Origin of the sequence: Hansschlegelia quercus, from assembly GCF_004310425.1 — a bacterium.
GTDB lineage: Bacteria > Pseudomonadota > Alphaproteobacteria > Rhizobiales > Methylopilaceae > Methylopila > Methylopila quercus.
This window is the reverse complement of sequence record NZ_SIUB01000001.1, coordinates 43,300-57,541: the sequence shown is the minus strand read 5'-3', so window position 1 is coordinate 57,541 and position 14,242 is coordinate 43,300. Positions and strand designations below refer to the sequence as shown.

At 67.7% G+C, this 14,242-nt stretch carries 14 protein-coding genes and 1 other RNA gene; 11 read left to right on the top strand and 4 right to left on the bottom strand.

All coding sequences use genetic code 11. From position 1 onward, the window contains the following. Nucleotides 1-104 precede the first annotated feature (104 nt). Complete coding sequence (locus tag EYR15_RS00260) at nucleotides 105-836, bottom strand: isochorismatase family protein (protein ID WP_131000901.1); 732 nt, start codon at nucleotides 834-836, stop codon at nucleotides 105-107. Continuing rightward, on the bottom strand, nucleotides 833-2,722 hold the full coding sequence (gene htpG / locus EYR15_RS00255) for a molecular chaperone HtpG (RefSeq protein WP_131000899.1): 1,890 nt from the start codon (nucleotides 2,720-2,722) through the stop codon (nucleotides 833-835). Before htpG ends, EYR15_RS00260 begins: the two co-directional genes overlap by 4 nt. 295 nt (nucleotides 2,723-3,017) lie before the next feature. Between htpG and EYR15_RS00250 the strand changes: the two genes are divergently transcribed. Beyond that, nucleotides 3,018-3,314, top strand: a complete 297-nt coding sequence (locus EYR15_RS00250; RefSeq protein WP_131000897.1) for a hypothetical protein — start codon at nucleotides 3,018-3,020, stop codon at nucleotides 3,312-3,314. Nucleotides 3,315-3,486: 172 nt separating this feature from the next. On the opposite strand, the gene ssrA is transcribed toward EYR15_RS00250, so the two are convergent. Then, nucleotides 3,487-3,843, bottom strand: a transfer-messenger RNA (tmRNA) gene (gene ssrA, locus EYR15_RS00245). Between the two features lie 98 nt (nucleotides 3,844-3,941). Here ssrA and EYR15_RS00240 point away from each other — a divergent pair. Beyond that, nucleotides 3,942-5,612, top strand: coding sequence for a methyl-accepting chemotaxis protein (locus EYR15_RS00240; protein WP_131000895.1), 1,671 nt, complete (start codon nucleotides 3,942-3,944; stop codon nucleotides 5,610-5,612). 24 nt (nucleotides 5,613-5,636) lie between these two features. On the opposite strand, the gene EYR15_RS00235 is transcribed toward EYR15_RS00240, so the two are convergent. Then, nucleotides 5,637-6,875, bottom strand: a complete 1,239-nt coding sequence (locus tag EYR15_RS00235; protein WP_131000893.1) for an MFS transporter — start codon at nucleotides 6,873-6,875, stop codon at nucleotides 5,637-5,639. A 196-nt stretch (nucleotides 6,876-7,071) separates the two neighbouring features. On the opposite strand from EYR15_RS00235, the gene thyA reads away from it, so the two are divergent. From thyA to EYR15_RS00190, 9 genes are all read left to right on the top strand, one after another. Continuing rightward, a complete protein-coding gene (thyA, locus tag EYR15_RS00230; RefSeq protein WP_131000891.1) occupies nucleotides 7,072-7,920 on the top strand; it encodes a thymidylate synthase in 849 nt (282 codons plus the stop codon). 118 nt (nucleotides 7,921-8,038) lie between these two features. Continuing rightward, on the top strand, nucleotides 8,039-8,410 hold the full coding sequence (locus EYR15_RS00225) for a hypothetical protein (protein ID WP_131000889.1): 372 nt from the start codon (nucleotides 8,039-8,041) through the stop codon (nucleotides 8,408-8,410). Next, nucleotides 8,407-8,925, top strand: a complete 519-nt coding sequence (locus EYR15_RS00220; RefSeq protein ID WP_131000887.1) for a dihydrofolate reductase — start codon at nucleotides 8,407-8,409, stop codon at nucleotides 8,923-8,925. Before EYR15_RS00225 ends, EYR15_RS00220 begins: the two co-directional genes overlap by 4 nt. Before the next feature lie 172 nt (nucleotides 8,926-9,097). After that, complete coding sequence (gene hflK, locus EYR15_RS00215; RefSeq protein ID WP_131000885.1) at nucleotides 9,098-10,354, top strand: protease modulator HflK; 1,257 nt, start codon at nucleotides 9,098-9,100, stop codon at nucleotides 10,352-10,354. Next, on the top strand, nucleotides 10,351-11,253 hold the full coding sequence (gene hflC, locus EYR15_RS00210; protein WP_131000883.1) for a protease modulator HflC: 903 nt from the start codon (nucleotides 10,351-10,353) through the stop codon (nucleotides 11,251-11,253). The genes hflK and hflC overlap by 4 nt, the downstream gene beginning before the upstream one ends. Nucleotides 11,254-11,255: 2 nt before the next feature. Then, nucleotides 11,256-11,441 carry a DUF2065 domain-containing protein gene (locus EYR15_RS00205; protein WP_131000881.1) on the top strand — a complete coding sequence of 62 codons (186 nt, stop codon included), beginning with the start codon at nucleotides 11,256-11,258 and terminating at the stop codon, nucleotides 11,439-11,441. 100 nt (nucleotides 11,442-11,541) lie between these two features. After that, nucleotides 11,542-12,981 (top strand): NAD-dependent succinate-semialdehyde dehydrogenase, encoded by a 1,440-nt coding sequence (locus EYR15_RS00200; RefSeq protein WP_245498071.1) that lies wholly within the window; start codon nucleotides 11,542-11,544, stop codon nucleotides 12,979-12,981. Nucleotides 12,982-12,995: 14 nt separating this feature from the next. Beyond that, nucleotides 12,996-13,730 carry a ribose-5-phosphate isomerase RpiA gene (gene rpiA / locus EYR15_RS00195; protein WP_131000877.1) on the top strand — a complete coding sequence of 245 codons (735 nt, stop codon included), beginning with the start codon at nucleotides 12,996-12,998 and terminating at the stop codon, nucleotides 13,728-13,730. Then, nucleotides 13,727-14,230 carry a DUF2059 domain-containing protein gene (locus tag EYR15_RS00190; protein WP_131000875.1) on the top strand — a complete coding sequence of 168 codons (504 nt, stop codon included), beginning with the start codon at nucleotides 13,727-13,729 and terminating at the stop codon, nucleotides 14,228-14,230. The genes rpiA and EYR15_RS00190 overlap by 4 nt, the downstream gene beginning before the upstream one ends. Nucleotides 14,231-14,242 lie beyond the last annotated feature (12 nt).

Below are 14,242 nucleotides of genomic sequence, written 5' to 3'. Positions count from 1 at the left end.
GGCCCCGGAGCGGGGCAGGGGCAAGGCTTGCCGCCAGCCAAGGTTCCGCAGGCGCTTCGATCTCCGTCTAGCGGAACGGTCCGGAGCCCCCAGCGCCCGTCTGCTCACCCCCTCAGGCGGTCGGCGATCACCGCGCCGCGCGCCTGCATCACGTACAACCCGATGTGATGCGTCTCCGCCTGCGGATGCGCCGCCGTCTCCGGGAGGCCGAGTTTCGCCGCCACGTCGCCCGCCAAATCGTAGGTCGCGCAGCCCGGCTCGTAGAGCACGACGTCCTTCAGCGGCCCGAGCATCGGCCGCCCGCCCATGTAGTGATTGCGCGCCGACAGCAGCGTCGACACGAGATCGAGGTCACAGATATCCGTGCAGATGCCTGTGATCATGACGCTTTCGAGTTCGGCGGCGCGGATCCACTCGACCAGGATGTTCGAGCCGTCGGCGAGCGTCGTCCCGACATAGCCGTCGATCACGTCCTTCTCGACGATCCGCGCGCCGGGTTTCCGCTCAAGGAAGCTCAGCGCAGGCGCGAGCTTCTCCTGTCCGGTCCCGCGTTCGCAGTGCGGCGGGTAGGGCGGCTCGGGCCGGCCGGGCTCGTGCGTGTCGCAGAGCGCGAGCACCGGGCGCTGTTCGTCAAGGAACCGGCGGGCGAGCGCCGCGATCTCGGAGAGCATGCCGTCGATCGCGGCGTCCGGCGCTATCGGCGCCAGCGGGCCCGCGCCCGGCGTGCAGAAGCCGTTCACCGCGTCGACGATGACGAGGCCTGTCCGCTTCGGCAGATCGTAGCTCCGCCGCGCGACCGGCAGCCGCTCGCGCAACGCGCCGGCGAAATCGCTCATTTCGATGCGCGTTCCAGAACGCGGGCGAGGCGGCCGGAGAAAGCCTTCGGGTCAACCACCCGCTCGCCGTCGAGGATCTTGGCCTCGTCGAACAGCAGCGACACCGCATCCTCCCGGAACGTCTGGTCCTCCGCGCCTTTGGCGGCGAGCGCGACGACGAGAGCGTGAGCCGGGTTGATCTCGAGAATGGGTTTTGCGCCGGCGCCGCCGCGGCCGGAGCTCGCCATGATCTTCTCGAGCTGCCGGTCCGGCCCGAAATCGGGCGCGACGAGGCAGACGGCGCTGGTCGTCAGGCGATCGGAGGCGCGGACGTCCTCAACGGCGTCGCCCAGCGTCGTCTTCGCAAAGGCGATGAAGTCGGCGACGGAGGCTTGCGCTTCAGGCGCCGGCGTCTCCGCGGCCTCGGGCTTCGCGATCAGCGAAAGCTCCGCCGCCCCTTGCGTCACCGACTTGAACGGCTTGCCGCCGAAGTCGGCGCCGGCCGTCACCCAGAAGCTGTCGACGGGATCGGAGAGCAGCAGCACCTCGACGCCGCGGGCGGCAAAGCCTTCAAGGTGCGGGGAGGCTAGCAACTGCTCGGCCTTGCCCCCGGCGAGATAATAGATCGCCGTCTGGTTCTCCTTCATCGCCTCGACATAGTCGGAGAGCGTGCGCCATTCGGCGCCCGAGGTCGTCGTCTTGAAGCGGGCGAGCTTCAGCAACTGCTCGCGGCGCTCGTAATCCTCGTAAACGCCTTCCTTGATGACCGGGCCGAAGGCTTCCCAGACGGTCTCGAAGGTCGGCTTGTCGTTCTCGGCGAGCTTCTCCAGGTCGCCGAGGATGCGGCTGGTCAGACCTTTGCGGATGGCCGCGAGGATCGGGCTTTCCTGGATCATCTCGCGGGAGACGTTGAGCGGCAGGTCGTTGGAATCGACGAGCCCGCGCACGAAGCGCAGCCAGCGCGGTAGCAGCTCGGCATCGTCGGTGATGAAGACCCGGCGGACGTAGAGCTTCATCCGGCCTTTTCGATCGGGGTCGAACAGGTCGAAGGGCTCGGCCGAGGGCACGAAGGCGAGCGCGGTGTATTCGTGGCGGCCTTCCGCGCGGTAGTGCACGGTCATGGCGGGATCGTCATAGGCGCCGGCGACAGTGCGGTAGAATTCGGCGTATGCCTCCTTCGAGATCTCGGACTTCGGCTTGGTCCAGAGCGCCGCGCCGTCGGCGATCTCGACTGGCTCGGCGCCCGGCTTCTCGACCAGTGAGATCGGCACCGGCACATGGCCGGACTGCGCCTTGACGATGCGCTCCAGCGTCCAGCGCTCGGCGTAGGACTTGGCGTCCTCCATCAGGTGCAAGACGACCTTGGCGCCGCGCGTCGGCGCCTCATCCGTGGCCGCAGGGGCGACCGAATATTCGCCCTTGCCGTCCGAGGACCAGACCCACGCCCCGTCGGCGCCCGCCCGGCGCGAGAAGACCTGGACGCGGTCGGCGACCATGAAGGCGGAGTAGAAGCCGACGCCGAACTGGCCGATGAGCTGCGCGCCCTCCTTGCCTTGGGCGGCCTCCAGCCGGTCCATGAACGCTTTGGTGCCCGAGCGCGCGATCGTGCCGAGCGCTTCAATCATCTCGTCGCGGCTCATGCCGACGCCGTTGTCCTCGATGGTGAGGCGGCGCGACTCCTCGTCGGCGGAGATAGTGATGTGCGGCTTCGGGTCGTCGCCGAGCAGCGACGGGTTCTCGATCGCCTCGAAACGCAGCTTCTCGCAGGCGTCTGCCGCGTTCGAGACGAGCTCGCGCAGGAAGACGTCTTTGTCGGAATAGACGGAGTGCACCATCAGGTGCAGCAGCTTGGCGACGTCGGCTTCGAACGCGCGGTTCTCGACGGGTTTTTCGGCTGTTTCGGTCATGATGGCCCCTCGACGATTGCGGCGGGGGACATGGCCGGCTTCGCGCCCGAGTTCAAGAGGCGATGCCGCTGGCGGAAAGCCGGCGCGTCGCGCCGGTGACGGCCAGTCCGCAGGGAAGGCCAAGAACAGGCGTGGTAAGGCTCAAAGGCTCGGGCGACGAACCGACGGTCCACCTTCCGTTCATTATGAGTTCAGCGATGAGATGGAAACATTCCGGCAGCCGCCCGCGTTTGATAGTCTGAATTCACAATCATCCGCGCGGCAGTGAAGACCGCGCCGACGGGAGCAACTTGAAATGACCTCGACTTATTCGAAGAAGCGCATCATCAGCGGCCTGATAGCTGCGGCGATGACGGCAGCGATCATCGCGCCGACTGCCGCCAAGGCCGATCGCTGGCATCATCATCACAATGGCAACGGAACCGCCGCGGCCGTTGTCGGCGTCGGTGCGCTCGGCCTGATCGCCGGCACCGCGATCGCGAACAACAACGCCCGTCACTATCGCGACGACGACGAGTGCGTCCTGGAGCGCCGCCGCTACGTCGACCAGTACGGCCGCACCTACTTCAAGCGCATCGAAGTCTGCGAATAACGCTTCGGGGCGCCTCGCGTCGCTGACGTCTCAGACTACAAAAGGGCCTTTCCGCGAGAGCGGGAGGGCCCTTTTTCGTTGCTCGCGATCTTTGGCGATCTCGAACGAACGCGACCATTCACGCGCAACGGCGGAGCCGCCTTGTTTCGTCGTCGCCGCAGATGGGGAGAGAAGTGGAGGCTTCTGTTGCCAGGCGCCTCCGGGCCCCGCCCAATAGCTGCTAGACCATCAGGACTTTAGGTTCGGTTTCCCGGACCGCTCACGCGGCCAGAGCAACCGGAGCATAGTTGTCGTTGGCAACTATAGAATGGCCCGATAACGGTGGAGCCATGCCGGGCAAAAGCCCGCTCTTTACGCCCCCGTCGATCCTGTTTCGCCCCCGCCGAAACCCTTAATATCAAGGGCTTGGGTGGAGGCGCCGGGTACTGCCCCCGGGTCCGAAGGGTTTATTACAGCGGCCGTTTATCACCATAGCCGGATATCTCCGACGCCGAGGAATATAGGGCGCCCGGCCGCCGGACGGAAGGGGTGACGCGCCAAAGTCCAGTCCACGCCGTTAGCGTTAATGCTCGGTCAACGGAGTGGAGGGTACTTACAGGAGGCAACAATCAACGCGAGCAGTTCGCCATGCGCATCAGCGCCAAAATCTTCGCCCTGGTCGGATCTCTGGGCGCGGTCGCGCTCACCATCGCTGGAATCGGCCTCTGGGGTCTGCACTCCTATGACGCTGCAGCCGACGAGACGGAGGCCGCTTACAGCCGTGCGATCTATGGCGAGAAGCTGAACAGGCTCGTAACCGCGGCGGTGATGGATGCTCGCGGCATCTATGCGGCCGACACCTCCGCCAGCGCCAAGAAATTCGGCGAAGGCGTCATGACGGCGCTCGACGGCATCGACACGCTGCTGAAGACTTGGCAGCCTTTGGTGCCGGACGCCGACCGCGCGCTGTTCGACGCGGTCGTGGCGGACGCCGGGCGGTTCCGCCAGTTCCGCACCGAGACCGTGCGGCTTGCAGCCGAGGTTTCGCCCGCCGCAGCCAACGAGCAGGGCAACAACGAAGGCAACCGCGCCAACCGCAAGGCCTTCCAGACGAGCATCGACGCCCTGGTCAAGCGCAGCCTGGAGGAGAAGGAGGCGGTCAACCAGGAGCAGGACGCGGTCTATGAGAAGACGCTGATGATGCTGGCGATTCTGGCGCTCGGCGGCACGGCGGTCGCGCTCGTCGCCTCCGTCCTGGTCGCCCGACGCCACATCACCCAGCCGCTCGCCGGCGTCACCTCCGCAATCGCGCGGCTCGCCGCCGGCGACCACAAGCTCCCGGACGTCAAGGCGCGAAAAGACGAAATCGGCGAGATCTGGTCCGGCATGCGCGTGTTCGCCGCCGCGATGGCGGAAGCCGACGAGATGCGCGCCCGACAGGCTGCGTCGGACGGCGAGCGCGCCGCGCTGCGCCGCCAGGAGATGAACGCGCTCGCCTCCCAGTTCGAAGGCAGCGTCGGCGAGCTCGTGCAGAGCCTCGCAGCCGCTGCCCAGGAGATGGAGGCGACCTCGCGCGGGCTCGCCGCCAATTCGGAGCAGACCAGCCGCCAGTCCGAAGCCGCGATGTCGACCGCCAAGGACACTTCCGGCAACATGCAGGCCTGCGCCGCCGCGACCGAACAGCTCGCCGCGAGCGCGCAGGAAGTCGGCAAACAGGTCGCCGTCACCTCCCGCGCGGCGTCGAGCGCCGTCGAGAACGTGCGTCAGGCGCAGGAGCGCGTCGACCAGCTCGTCGCGGGTTCGCGCAAGATCGGCGAGATCGTCTCGCTCATCCAGGACATCGCCGAGCAGACCAACCTTCTCGCGCTGAACGCCACGATCGAGGCGGCGCGGGCGGGTGAGGCCGGCCGCGGTTTCGCCGTCGTCGCCTCTGAGGTGAAGAGCCTTGCGGGCCAGACTGCCAAGGCGACCGAGGAGATCACCGCCCAGATCAGCGCGATCCAGGGAGCGACGGGCGAAACGGTCTCGGCGATCAAGGAAATCGCGAACATCATCGACGAGGTCAATCAGATCGCGACCGATGTCTCCGCCGCGGTCGAGGAGCAGCAGGCGGCGACGAGCGAGATCGCCCGCAACGTCAGTCAGGCGGCGGACGGCACCGTGAAGGTGACGAACGACATGTCGGACATGCAGATCGCTGCGAACCATGCCGGCGCCGGAGCGTCGGACGTGAATGCCGCCGCGGGCGAACTGGCCCGGCAGTCGACCCGGCTCGCCCGCGAACTCGACGGCTTCCTCGCCGGCGTCCGCGCGGCCTGACGACAGAACGGGGAGGGCGGGGCCTTAGCGTCCCGCCTTCGCCTCCAGCCTGAACGAGATCAGCAGGACCACCAGCCCGCCGCAGGCGAGCACGGCGCCGACGAGGCCCGGCGAGGTCCAGCCGAGACCCGCCGCAATGGCGACGCCTCCAAGCCAGGCGCCGAGCGCGTTGGCGAGATTGAACGCGGAGTGGTTCAGCGCCGCGGCCAGCGTCTGAGCGTCGCCTGCGACATCCATCAGGCGGGTCTGCAGGGCAGGGCCCATGGCGATGCAGCCGCCGATCAGGAACAGGTTGATCGCCGCGAGCAGTGGGACCGCCGACGTGAAGGCGAAGGCCGCGAGCGTCGCGCCGTTCCACACCAGCGCGCCGACGAGCGTCGCCTTCAACGCGCGGTCGGCGAGCCGGCCCCCGACTATGTTGCCGACGATCATGCCGACGCCGAGGAATCCGAGCATCACGGGGACCAGCGACAAGTTGAGACCGGTCACCTCCGTCAAGGTGGGCGTCACGTAGCTGTAGACCGCGAACATGCCGCCGAAGCCGATCGCGGCGACGCCGAGCGTCAGCCAAACCTGCGCGCTGCGGAACGCGCCGAGTTCGCGCTTGGCGCTCGCGCCCTCCTCCGGCTCGATCTCGGGAGTGAACACGCGCACCAGGATCGCCGTAAGGACGGCGAGGCCGGCGACCGTGAAGAACGTCGCGCGCCAGCCAAGCGCCTGTCCGAGCCAGGTCGCGAGCGGCACGCCGACGACGTTCGCGATGCTGAGGCCGAGCAGCACGTTGCCCGCCGCCTGCGCGCGCCGATTCCGCGGCACGAGCGAGGCGGCGGTGAGCATCGCCACGCCGAAATAGGCTCCGTGCGGCAGGCCCGCGACGAAGCGGGCCGCGACCACCGAGACATAGGAGCCGGCAAGCGCGCTGAAGAGGTTGCCGAGCGCGAACACCGCCATCAGCGCGATCAGCAGCACCCGGCGGGGAGCTCTTGCGAACAAGATCGTCAGGATGGGCGCGCCGATTACCACGCCGAGCGCGTAGGCGCTGATCATATGGCCGGCTTCGGGGATCGTGACGCCGACGTCGGTTGCGACCGAGGGCAGAATGCCCATGGAGGCGAACTCGCCGGTGCCGATCGCCAGACCGCCGACGGCGAGCGCGAACTGCGCGGGTCCGGGGCCATAGGGGCTCGCGACCGGCGCTGCGGGAAGGGCTTCGGTCGGAATGTGTGGATCGTCGCCGTCGGCGACGACATCGAGCGTCGACATGGTGCGGTCCCCGCGTACTGGTCTGAGGCCGGCAAACTGAGGAGCCACGATCGATGTTGCAATGCACCGCGTCGCATCGCCGCTATGCCATCGGCCTTCTGTGTACGAGCGCTGCGCGCGTCTCGCGGCTTGGCGCGCCGAGGCGTATGATCGGACGAGGTCCTGGAGCTCCGGGGCAAGGTCGAGGACGAGAACGATGGCGAGCGGCGCGCCCCTTCAGAAGGCGTCGGATCTGACCGGCGAGCATCCTGAGCGGCAATATCTCGACTTGCTCGGCGAGCTGCTGGCGAACGGCGACTACCGCGCCGACCGGACGGGCGTCGGCGCCTATTCGCTCTTCGGCCGTCAGATGCGGTTCGATCTGGCCCAGGGTTTTCCCCTGCTCACGACCAAGCGGATCTTCTTCCGCGGGGCCGTCCACGAGATGATCTGGTTCCTCAGCGGCGACACCAATGTCGGCTATCTCCGCGACAACGGCGTCACGATCTGGGACGAATGGGCGGACGAGAACGGCGAGCTCGGCCCGGTCTACGGCAAGCAATGGCGCGCTTGGACGGGCCCCGACGGCCGGACGCACGACCAGATGGGCGAGCTGGTGAAGGGCATCCGCGAGAATCCCGCGAGCCGGCGGCTTCTGTTCACCGGCTGGAACGTCGGCGAACTCGACCGGATGGCGCTGCCGCCCTGCCACATGACCTATCAGTTCCATGTCGCCGACGGCCGGTTGTCCGGCCTCGTCTTCCAGCGCTCGGCCGACGTTTTCCTCGGGCTCGGCTGGAACGTCGCGGAGGCCGCGCTCCTCATCCACATGCTGGCGCAGCAGTGCGATCTCGACGTGGGAGAGCTCGTGTGGATGGGCGGCGACGTCCACCTCTACGCCAATCATGTCGATCAGGCCCGCCAGCAGCTGGAGCGCGCGCCGCGCCAGTTCCCCCGCCTCGATCTGCTGCGGCGGCCGGCGGACCTGTTCTCCTACGCCTATGAGGATTTCTCGCTGGCCGGCTACGATCCGCACCCGGCGATCGCCGCCGCGGTCGCCGTGTAAGCGAGACCCCGTAGCGAGCGGACCTTAGACGGTGTATCGGCATCTTGGGTTGCGGGGCGCGACTCAAGACGGGTTGAGGCTCGCGTCATTCAGACGCGTTCGGGGACGAGGACAGACGATGGTTTCGAGCAAGGCGGCGGCGCTGGCGGCCGTGATGATTGCGGGCGCGATGGGCGCGGCGCTCGCGCAGGACACCCCCACGGTTTACGCGCAGACCGAGCAGGCCCTGAGGGCGAAGCTCAAGTCGGCCTATGCCGGCCAGCCGGCCCGGTTCGGCTTCGAGAACTTCAAGCGCCGCAGCAACGGCAAGGACGAGGCGGTCTGCGGGCAGGCCACGATCTATATCGGCCGTGAGAAGCCGAGCCTGGTGCGCTTCGTCTACCGCTACAACTCGGGCGACGCCGCCATCGAGACGCTGAACGCGGGCGAGACCGCGACGGTGCAGAAACTTTGGCAGACGCTCTGCCTGCGTGGACGGGTCATCGAGTGAGGGTACCGATCGCGATCGTCGCGGCCGTCGCCCGCAACCGGGTCATCGGCCACCACAACGGAATGCCCTGGCGGCTGTCGAGCGACCTCAAGCGTTTCAAGGCGCTGACCTGGGGCAAGCCGTTGATCGTCGGGCGGCGTAGCCACGCCGCCATCGGACGGCCGCTGCCGGGGCGCGAGACCATCGTGCTGACCCGCGACCGGGCTTTTCGGGAGGAGGGCGTCCATGTCGCGCACGAGCTCGCGGACGCCCTCGGCCTCGCCGAGGCGCTCGCGGAGGAGATGGACGCGAGCGAGATCATCAGCGTCGGGGGCGGCGAGATCTACACGCTGACCATGCCGCTCGCGAGCGTCATGCACCTCACCGAGATCGACGCCGAACCCAAGGGCGACGTGCTGTTCCCCGAGTACGATCCGTCGCTCTGGAAGGAGACGTTCAGCGAGCGTCACGAGGCCGGCGCGCGCAACGAGTACCCATTCACGTACCGCGATTTCGTGCGCGTCCGTCGCTCGTGAGACTCGTGATCGCCGCACACGGTTATTTACGTTGACGCCCGAAATCCGGCGCCGCACTGCGTCACCGGCCGCGCATCCGTTGGAACGCGCGGTTGCGCCATCTATATCTGGCGCGTGACAGTCGAGCGGCCCGCCCTGGGTTTCGCGTACGCCCGAGCGGCGAGGAGCATAGATGCCCTGGAGCAACCAGAGTGGCGGCGGCGGTGGACCCTGGCGCGGCAATCAGGGCGGACCGTGGGGCCAGGGCCCGCAGAACCAGGGGCCGAACCCGCCTGATCTCGAGGACTTCCTGCGCAGGGCGCAGGACAGGGTCCGCGGCTTCATTCCCGGCGGCGGAAGCAGCAAGGGCATCTTCGCGCTCGTCGTCGTCGGCCTGATCGGCTGGGGGCTCTCGGGCTTCTACCGCGTCGAAGCGGACGAAGAGGGCATCGTCCTCCGGTTCGGCGAATATGTTCGCACCACGCAGGCGGGCTTGAACTACCACCTTCCCTATCCGATCGAGACCGTGCTCACCCCGAAGGTGACGACGCAGAACTCGATCGAAGTCGGCATGCGCACCAGCGTCGGCGGCGCGCGCAACGTTTCGTCCCGCGAGGTCACGCAGGAAAGCCTGATGCTGACCGGCGACGGCAACATCGTCGACGTCAACTTCTCGGTCGTGTGGGTGATCAAGCCCGCCGACGGCGCCGCCGGCCGCCCGAGCGGTGCGGCCGACTATCTCTTCAACCTCGAGAACCCCGAAGGCACGATCAAGGCGGTCGCCGAGAGCGCCATGCGCGAGGTCGTGGGCCGGTCCAAGCTCCAGCAGATTCTGACCGAAGGCACGCCCGCGACGGATGCGGCGACCCAGGCGCCGCCGTTGGCCGGCGCTCCCGCTCCCGTTGATCCGGTCCTGCCCAAGGCCGAGACGCAGAATCCCGACGTCACCGCCGCGGCGGTCCGGGAGCTGATGCAGAAGACGCTCGACAGCTACCAGTCCGGCGTCGATATCTCCTCCGTTCAGCTCCAGAAGATCGCGCCTCCGGGCGAGGTGATCAGCGCGTTCCGCGAGGTTCAGGTCGCGCAGGCCGACCGCATCCGCCTCACCAACGAGGCGCAGGCCTACGCCAACCGCGTGGTTCCCGAAGCGCGCGGCCGCGCCGCGCAGACCATGCAGGCGGCCGAGGGCTACAAGGCCGCGACCGTCGCCGAAGCCCAGGGCCAGGCGTCCCGCTTCGAGCAGGTCACCGCCGCCTACAAGGTCGCGCCCGACGTGACCCGCGAGCGCCTGTTCCTCGAGACGATGGAGCGGATCTTCCAGAGCGTCGACAAGGTGATCATCGACCCGAAGGCGAGCGGTCAGGGCGTCGTGCCCTTCCTGCCGCTCGATCAGGTCCAGCAGGGCGCCCGGCAGCAGCAACAGCGCGCAGGCACGGGAGCAGGCCAGTGAACCGCAGCATCCTCGGCGGTTTTCTCGCCGCCATCGCCGTGCTCGCCTTCGTCGCGATCTACAGCGCGCTCTACGTCGTCCACCAGACCGAGCAGGTCATCGTGCTGCGCCTCGGCCAGCCGGTCGCGACCGTCACCGAGCCCGGGCTTCACGCCAAGGTGCCGTTCATCGAGAGCGTGACGCGCATCGACAAGCGCATCCTCGATCTCGACATGCCCGAGAAGGAAGCCACCGCTAACGACAGCCAGCGGCTCGTGGTCGACGCCTTTGCGCGCTACAAGATCGTCAACCCGCTGCGCTTCCGTCAGGCGGTCGGCACCGTCGAGCAGGCGAACCAGCGTCTGACCTTCGTTCTGAACGACGCGCTGCTCGAGGCGATCCGCTCCAACAGCTTCGAGCAGATCGTCCGCGATCGGCGCGATCAGATCATGGCCCGCATCCGAGACCAGGCGAACCGCGAGGCCGACCGTTTTGGCCTGCAGATCGTCGACGTCCGCATCCGCCGCGCCGACCTGCCGGAGCAGAACTCCAAGGCCGTGTTTGACCGGATGTCGTCGGAGCGGGCGCAGGAGGCGGCGCAGATCCGCGCCCGGGGCGCCGAGCAGGCGCAGGGCATGCGCGCTCGTGCGGATCGCGACGCTCAGGTGATCGTCGCCGAAGCCAACCGCGACGCGGAAGTCGTCCGCGGCCAGGGCGAGGCCGAGAAGACGCGCGTGCTCGCAGACGCCTATGGCGCCGACCGGGAGTTCTTCGCCTTCTACCGTTCCATGCAGGCCTATGACACGGCTCTGAAGAGCCAGACGCGTCTGGTGCTCTCGCCCGACAGCCCTTTCTTCCGCTTTTTCGAGCAGCCGAACGGCGTCCCGGCCGCCGCTGCCGCCGCTCCGGCGGCGCGATAGGCATGAGCGACTTCTTCGCGGCGCTTGGATTGGTGCTCGCGATCGAAGGCCTGCTGTTTGCAGGTTTTCCCGCGGCCGCGAAGAAGGCGAGCGCGAACATCGTCGCGACGCCGGATCAGGCGCTCAGATGGGTCGGCGTGTTGTCGGCCCTGCTGGGCGTCGTGATCGTCTGGGTGGTGCGCGGCTGAAGCCCAAGCGCCGGCGGGGGTGGCGGCCTCGCCTTTCGTCGTGCTAGACCGCGCGGCTCCCGCAATCAGCCGATCGGTCCTGAAGATGGACGGCTTTCCAATGACCGGGCTCATCGACGCCCAGGCTTATATCGACGGCGCCTTCGTCGGCTCGCCGACCGTCGACGTCCTTGATCCCGCGACCGGCGAAGTCGTCGGCCGCGTGCCGGACCTCGGCGCCGCCGAGGCCAGGTCCGCCGTCGAGGCGGCGCAGCGGGCGTTCAAGCCTTGGGCCGCGAAGCTCCCGAAGGAGCGCGCCGCGATCCTGCGGCGCTGGTTCGACCTCATCATCGCGAACAAGGACGAGCTCGCGCTCGTCATGACCCGCGAGCAGGGCAAGCCGCTGGCCGAGGCCAAGGGCGAGATCGATTACGCCGCCTCTTTCGTCGAGTTCTACGCCGAGGAGGCCAAGCGCGTCTCCGGCGACACCCTGCCGACCCACAGGACCGACGCGCGCATCCTCGTGCTGCGCCAGCCCGTCGGCGTCGTGGCCGCCATTACGCCGTGGAACTTCCCGGCGGCGATGATCACCCGCAAATGCGCGCCGGCTCTCGCAGTCGGCTGCACCTTCGTGGTGAAGCCGGCGATGGAGACGCCGCTCACCGCTCTGGCGCTCGCACGTCTCGCGCATGAGGCCGGAATCCCGAAGGGCGTGCTGAACGTCGTGACCGGCGAGGACGCGCCGGCGATCGGCGAGGTCTTCACCTCGCATCCGGCGGTGCGCGTGGTCTCGTTCACCGGGTCGACCGAGGTCGGCAAGATCCTGATGCGGCAGGCCGCCTCCGGCGTGAAGCGCGTCGCGCTCGAACTCGGCGGCAATGCGCCCTTCATCGTGTTCGACGACGCCGATCTCGACGCGGCGGTCGAAGGCGCAATGGTCTCCAAATATCGCAACATGGGCCAGACCTGCGTCTGCGCGAACCGCATCTACGTGCAGTCCTCGGTCTACGACGCCTTCGTCGACAAGCTGACGGCGGCCGTCGGCAAGCTCAAGGTCGGACGCGGGACTGAGGAAGGCGTGACGCAGGGGCCGCTTATCGCCCCGGACGCCATCGAGAAGGTCGAGCGCCACATCGCCGACGCCACCGCGAAGGGCGCCAAGGTCGTGCTCGGCGGCAAGCGCCATGCGCTCGGCGGCACGTTCTTCGAACCGACGGTGCTATCGGGCGTCACGCAAGATATGGCGGTGGCGCGCGAGGAGACGTTCGGGCCGATGGCCCCGATCTTCCGCTTCGAGACGGAAGACGAAGCGGTCGGATACGCCAACGACACTGAATTCGGTCTCGCCGCTTACTTCTATGCGCGCGACGTTGGGCGGATATTCCGGGTTGGAGAAGCTCTTGAATACGGCATGGTTGGCATCAACTCAGGCTTGATCTCGACCGAGCTGGCGCCGTTTGGCGGCGTAAAGGAAAGCGGCCACGGCCGTGAAGGTTCGCAGCGCGGCGTCGACGAATTCGTCGATATCAAATATCTGCTCGTCGCCGGTCTCGCCGGCTGAAAGGACGGGACGTCTTGACCACTGAAGACTTTAAACGCGTAGCCGCGGAGGCCGCGCTCGCGCATGTCGAGCCCGGCATGAAGCTTGGGCTTGGCACCGGCAGCACCGCCTCGATCTTCATCGAGTTACTTGGCGAGAAGGTCGCGCAGGGCCTCGACGTGGTCGGCGTCCCGACCTCCGAGGCCACTCGCGAGATAGCGGAGCGCCACAACATCCCGCTGACGACGCTCAAGGATACGCCGGCGCTCGATCTGACAGTCGACGGCGCCGATGAGATCGACCCAGATCTCAATCTCATCAAGGGCGGCGGCGGAGCGCTGCTGCGCGAGAAGATCGTCGCATTCGCCTCGAAGCGGATGATCGTCATCGCCGACCAGAGCAAGCTGGTCGACACGCTCGGCGCCTTCCCGCTGCCGATCGAGGTCGTGCCCTTCGGCAAGGAGCCGACGCTGCGCGCCATCCGCGAACTCATCGGCGAACTCGGCGTCGAAGGCGACGTCGTGCTGCGCCGCGCCGAGGATGGATGCCCTGTCGTGACCGACAGCGGCCACGTCATCCTCGACGGCCATTTCCGCAAGATCCACAACCCAAAGGCGCTCGCCGCGACGCTGGTCGGCATTCCGGGAGTCGTCGAACACGGCCTGTTCCTCGACCTCGCGGGCCTTGCGATCATCGCCGGGCCGAACGGCGTCCAGACGCTCGAGCCGCGCGGCCGCTCCTTCGCCGACACCGCAAGGAAAATCGCATGACGCGCGTCGTCTCCATCCGCAGCCTCGGCTTCGCCGCCGCGCTCGCCTGCGCCATGGTCTCTTCCGCGTCGGCCCAGACGCCGAGCGCCGCGCAGATCGCAGCCGCCCGCGACGTCGTCGAGAGCACCGGCGTCGCCGACACGATGGGCGATACGGTCCGCGTCTTCATCGACGAGGGCAAGCGCACCTTCCTGACGACCAATCCGGGCCTCGCCAAGGATCTGGACGCCGCCGGAGACGCGCTGCTTCCGCAGCTCAAGGCGCGTCAGGACGAACTGATGGGCGCGATCGCGCAGGCCTATGCGCGCCGGTTCACCGCCGAGGAGCTTCAGCAGGTCGCGGCGTTCTACAAGACGCCCGTCGGCAGGAAGTTCCGCGAGAACCAGCCGGTCGCCCAGCGCGAGGCCTTCCAGAGCTTCCGCGAATGGAGCGACCAGATGAGCCAGGAAGTTATCACGCGCCTTCGCGCCGAGATGAAGAAGAGGGGCCACGACATCTGATCGTGGCGGAGG

What these genes read in the sequence shown, in the direction of transcription:
- EYR15_RS00260 (WP_131000901.1), bottom strand. Translation starts at nt 836, where the DNA reads ATGAGCGATTTCGCCGGCGCGTTGCGCGAGCGGCTGCCGGTCGCGCGG.
- htpG (WP_131000899.1), bottom strand. Translation starts at nt 2,722, where the DNA reads ATGACCGAAACAGCCGAAAAACCCGTCGAGAACCGCGCGTTCGAAGCC.
- EYR15_RS00250 (WP_131000897.1), top strand. Translation starts at nt 3,018, where the DNA reads ATGACCTCGACTTATTCGAAGAAGCGCATCATCAGCGGCCTGATAGCT.
- EYR15_RS00240 (WP_131000895.1), top strand. Translation starts at nt 3,942, where the DNA reads ATGCGCATCAGCGCCAAAATCTTCGCCCTGGTCGGATCTCTGGGCGCG.
- EYR15_RS00235 (WP_131000893.1), bottom strand. Translation starts at nt 6,875, where the DNA reads ATGTCGACGCTCGATGTCGTCGCCGACGGCGACGATCCACACATTCCG.
- thyA (WP_131000891.1), top strand. Translation starts at nt 7,072, where the DNA reads ATGGCGAGCGGCGCGCCCCTTCAGAAGGCGTCGGATCTGACCGGCGAG.
- EYR15_RS00225 (WP_131000889.1), top strand. Translation starts at nt 8,039, where the DNA reads ATGGTTTCGAGCAAGGCGGCGGCGCTGGCGGCCGTGATGATTGCGGGC.
- hflK (WP_131000885.1), top strand. Translation starts at nt 9,098, where the DNA reads ATGCCCTGGAGCAACCAGAGTGGCGGCGGCGGTGGACCCTGGCGCGGC.
- EYR15_RS00205 (WP_131000881.1), top strand. Translation starts at nt 11,256, where the DNA reads ATGAGCGACTTCTTCGCGGCGCTTGGATTGGTGCTCGCGATCGAAGGC.
- EYR15_RS00200 (WP_245498071.1), top strand. Translation starts at nt 11,542, where the DNA reads ATGACCGGGCTCATCGACGCCCAGGCTTATATCGACGGCGCCTTCGTC.
- EYR15_RS00190 (WP_131000875.1), top strand. Translation starts at nt 13,727, where the DNA reads ATGACGCGCGTCGTCTCCATCCGCAGCCTCGGCTTCGCCGCCGCGCTC.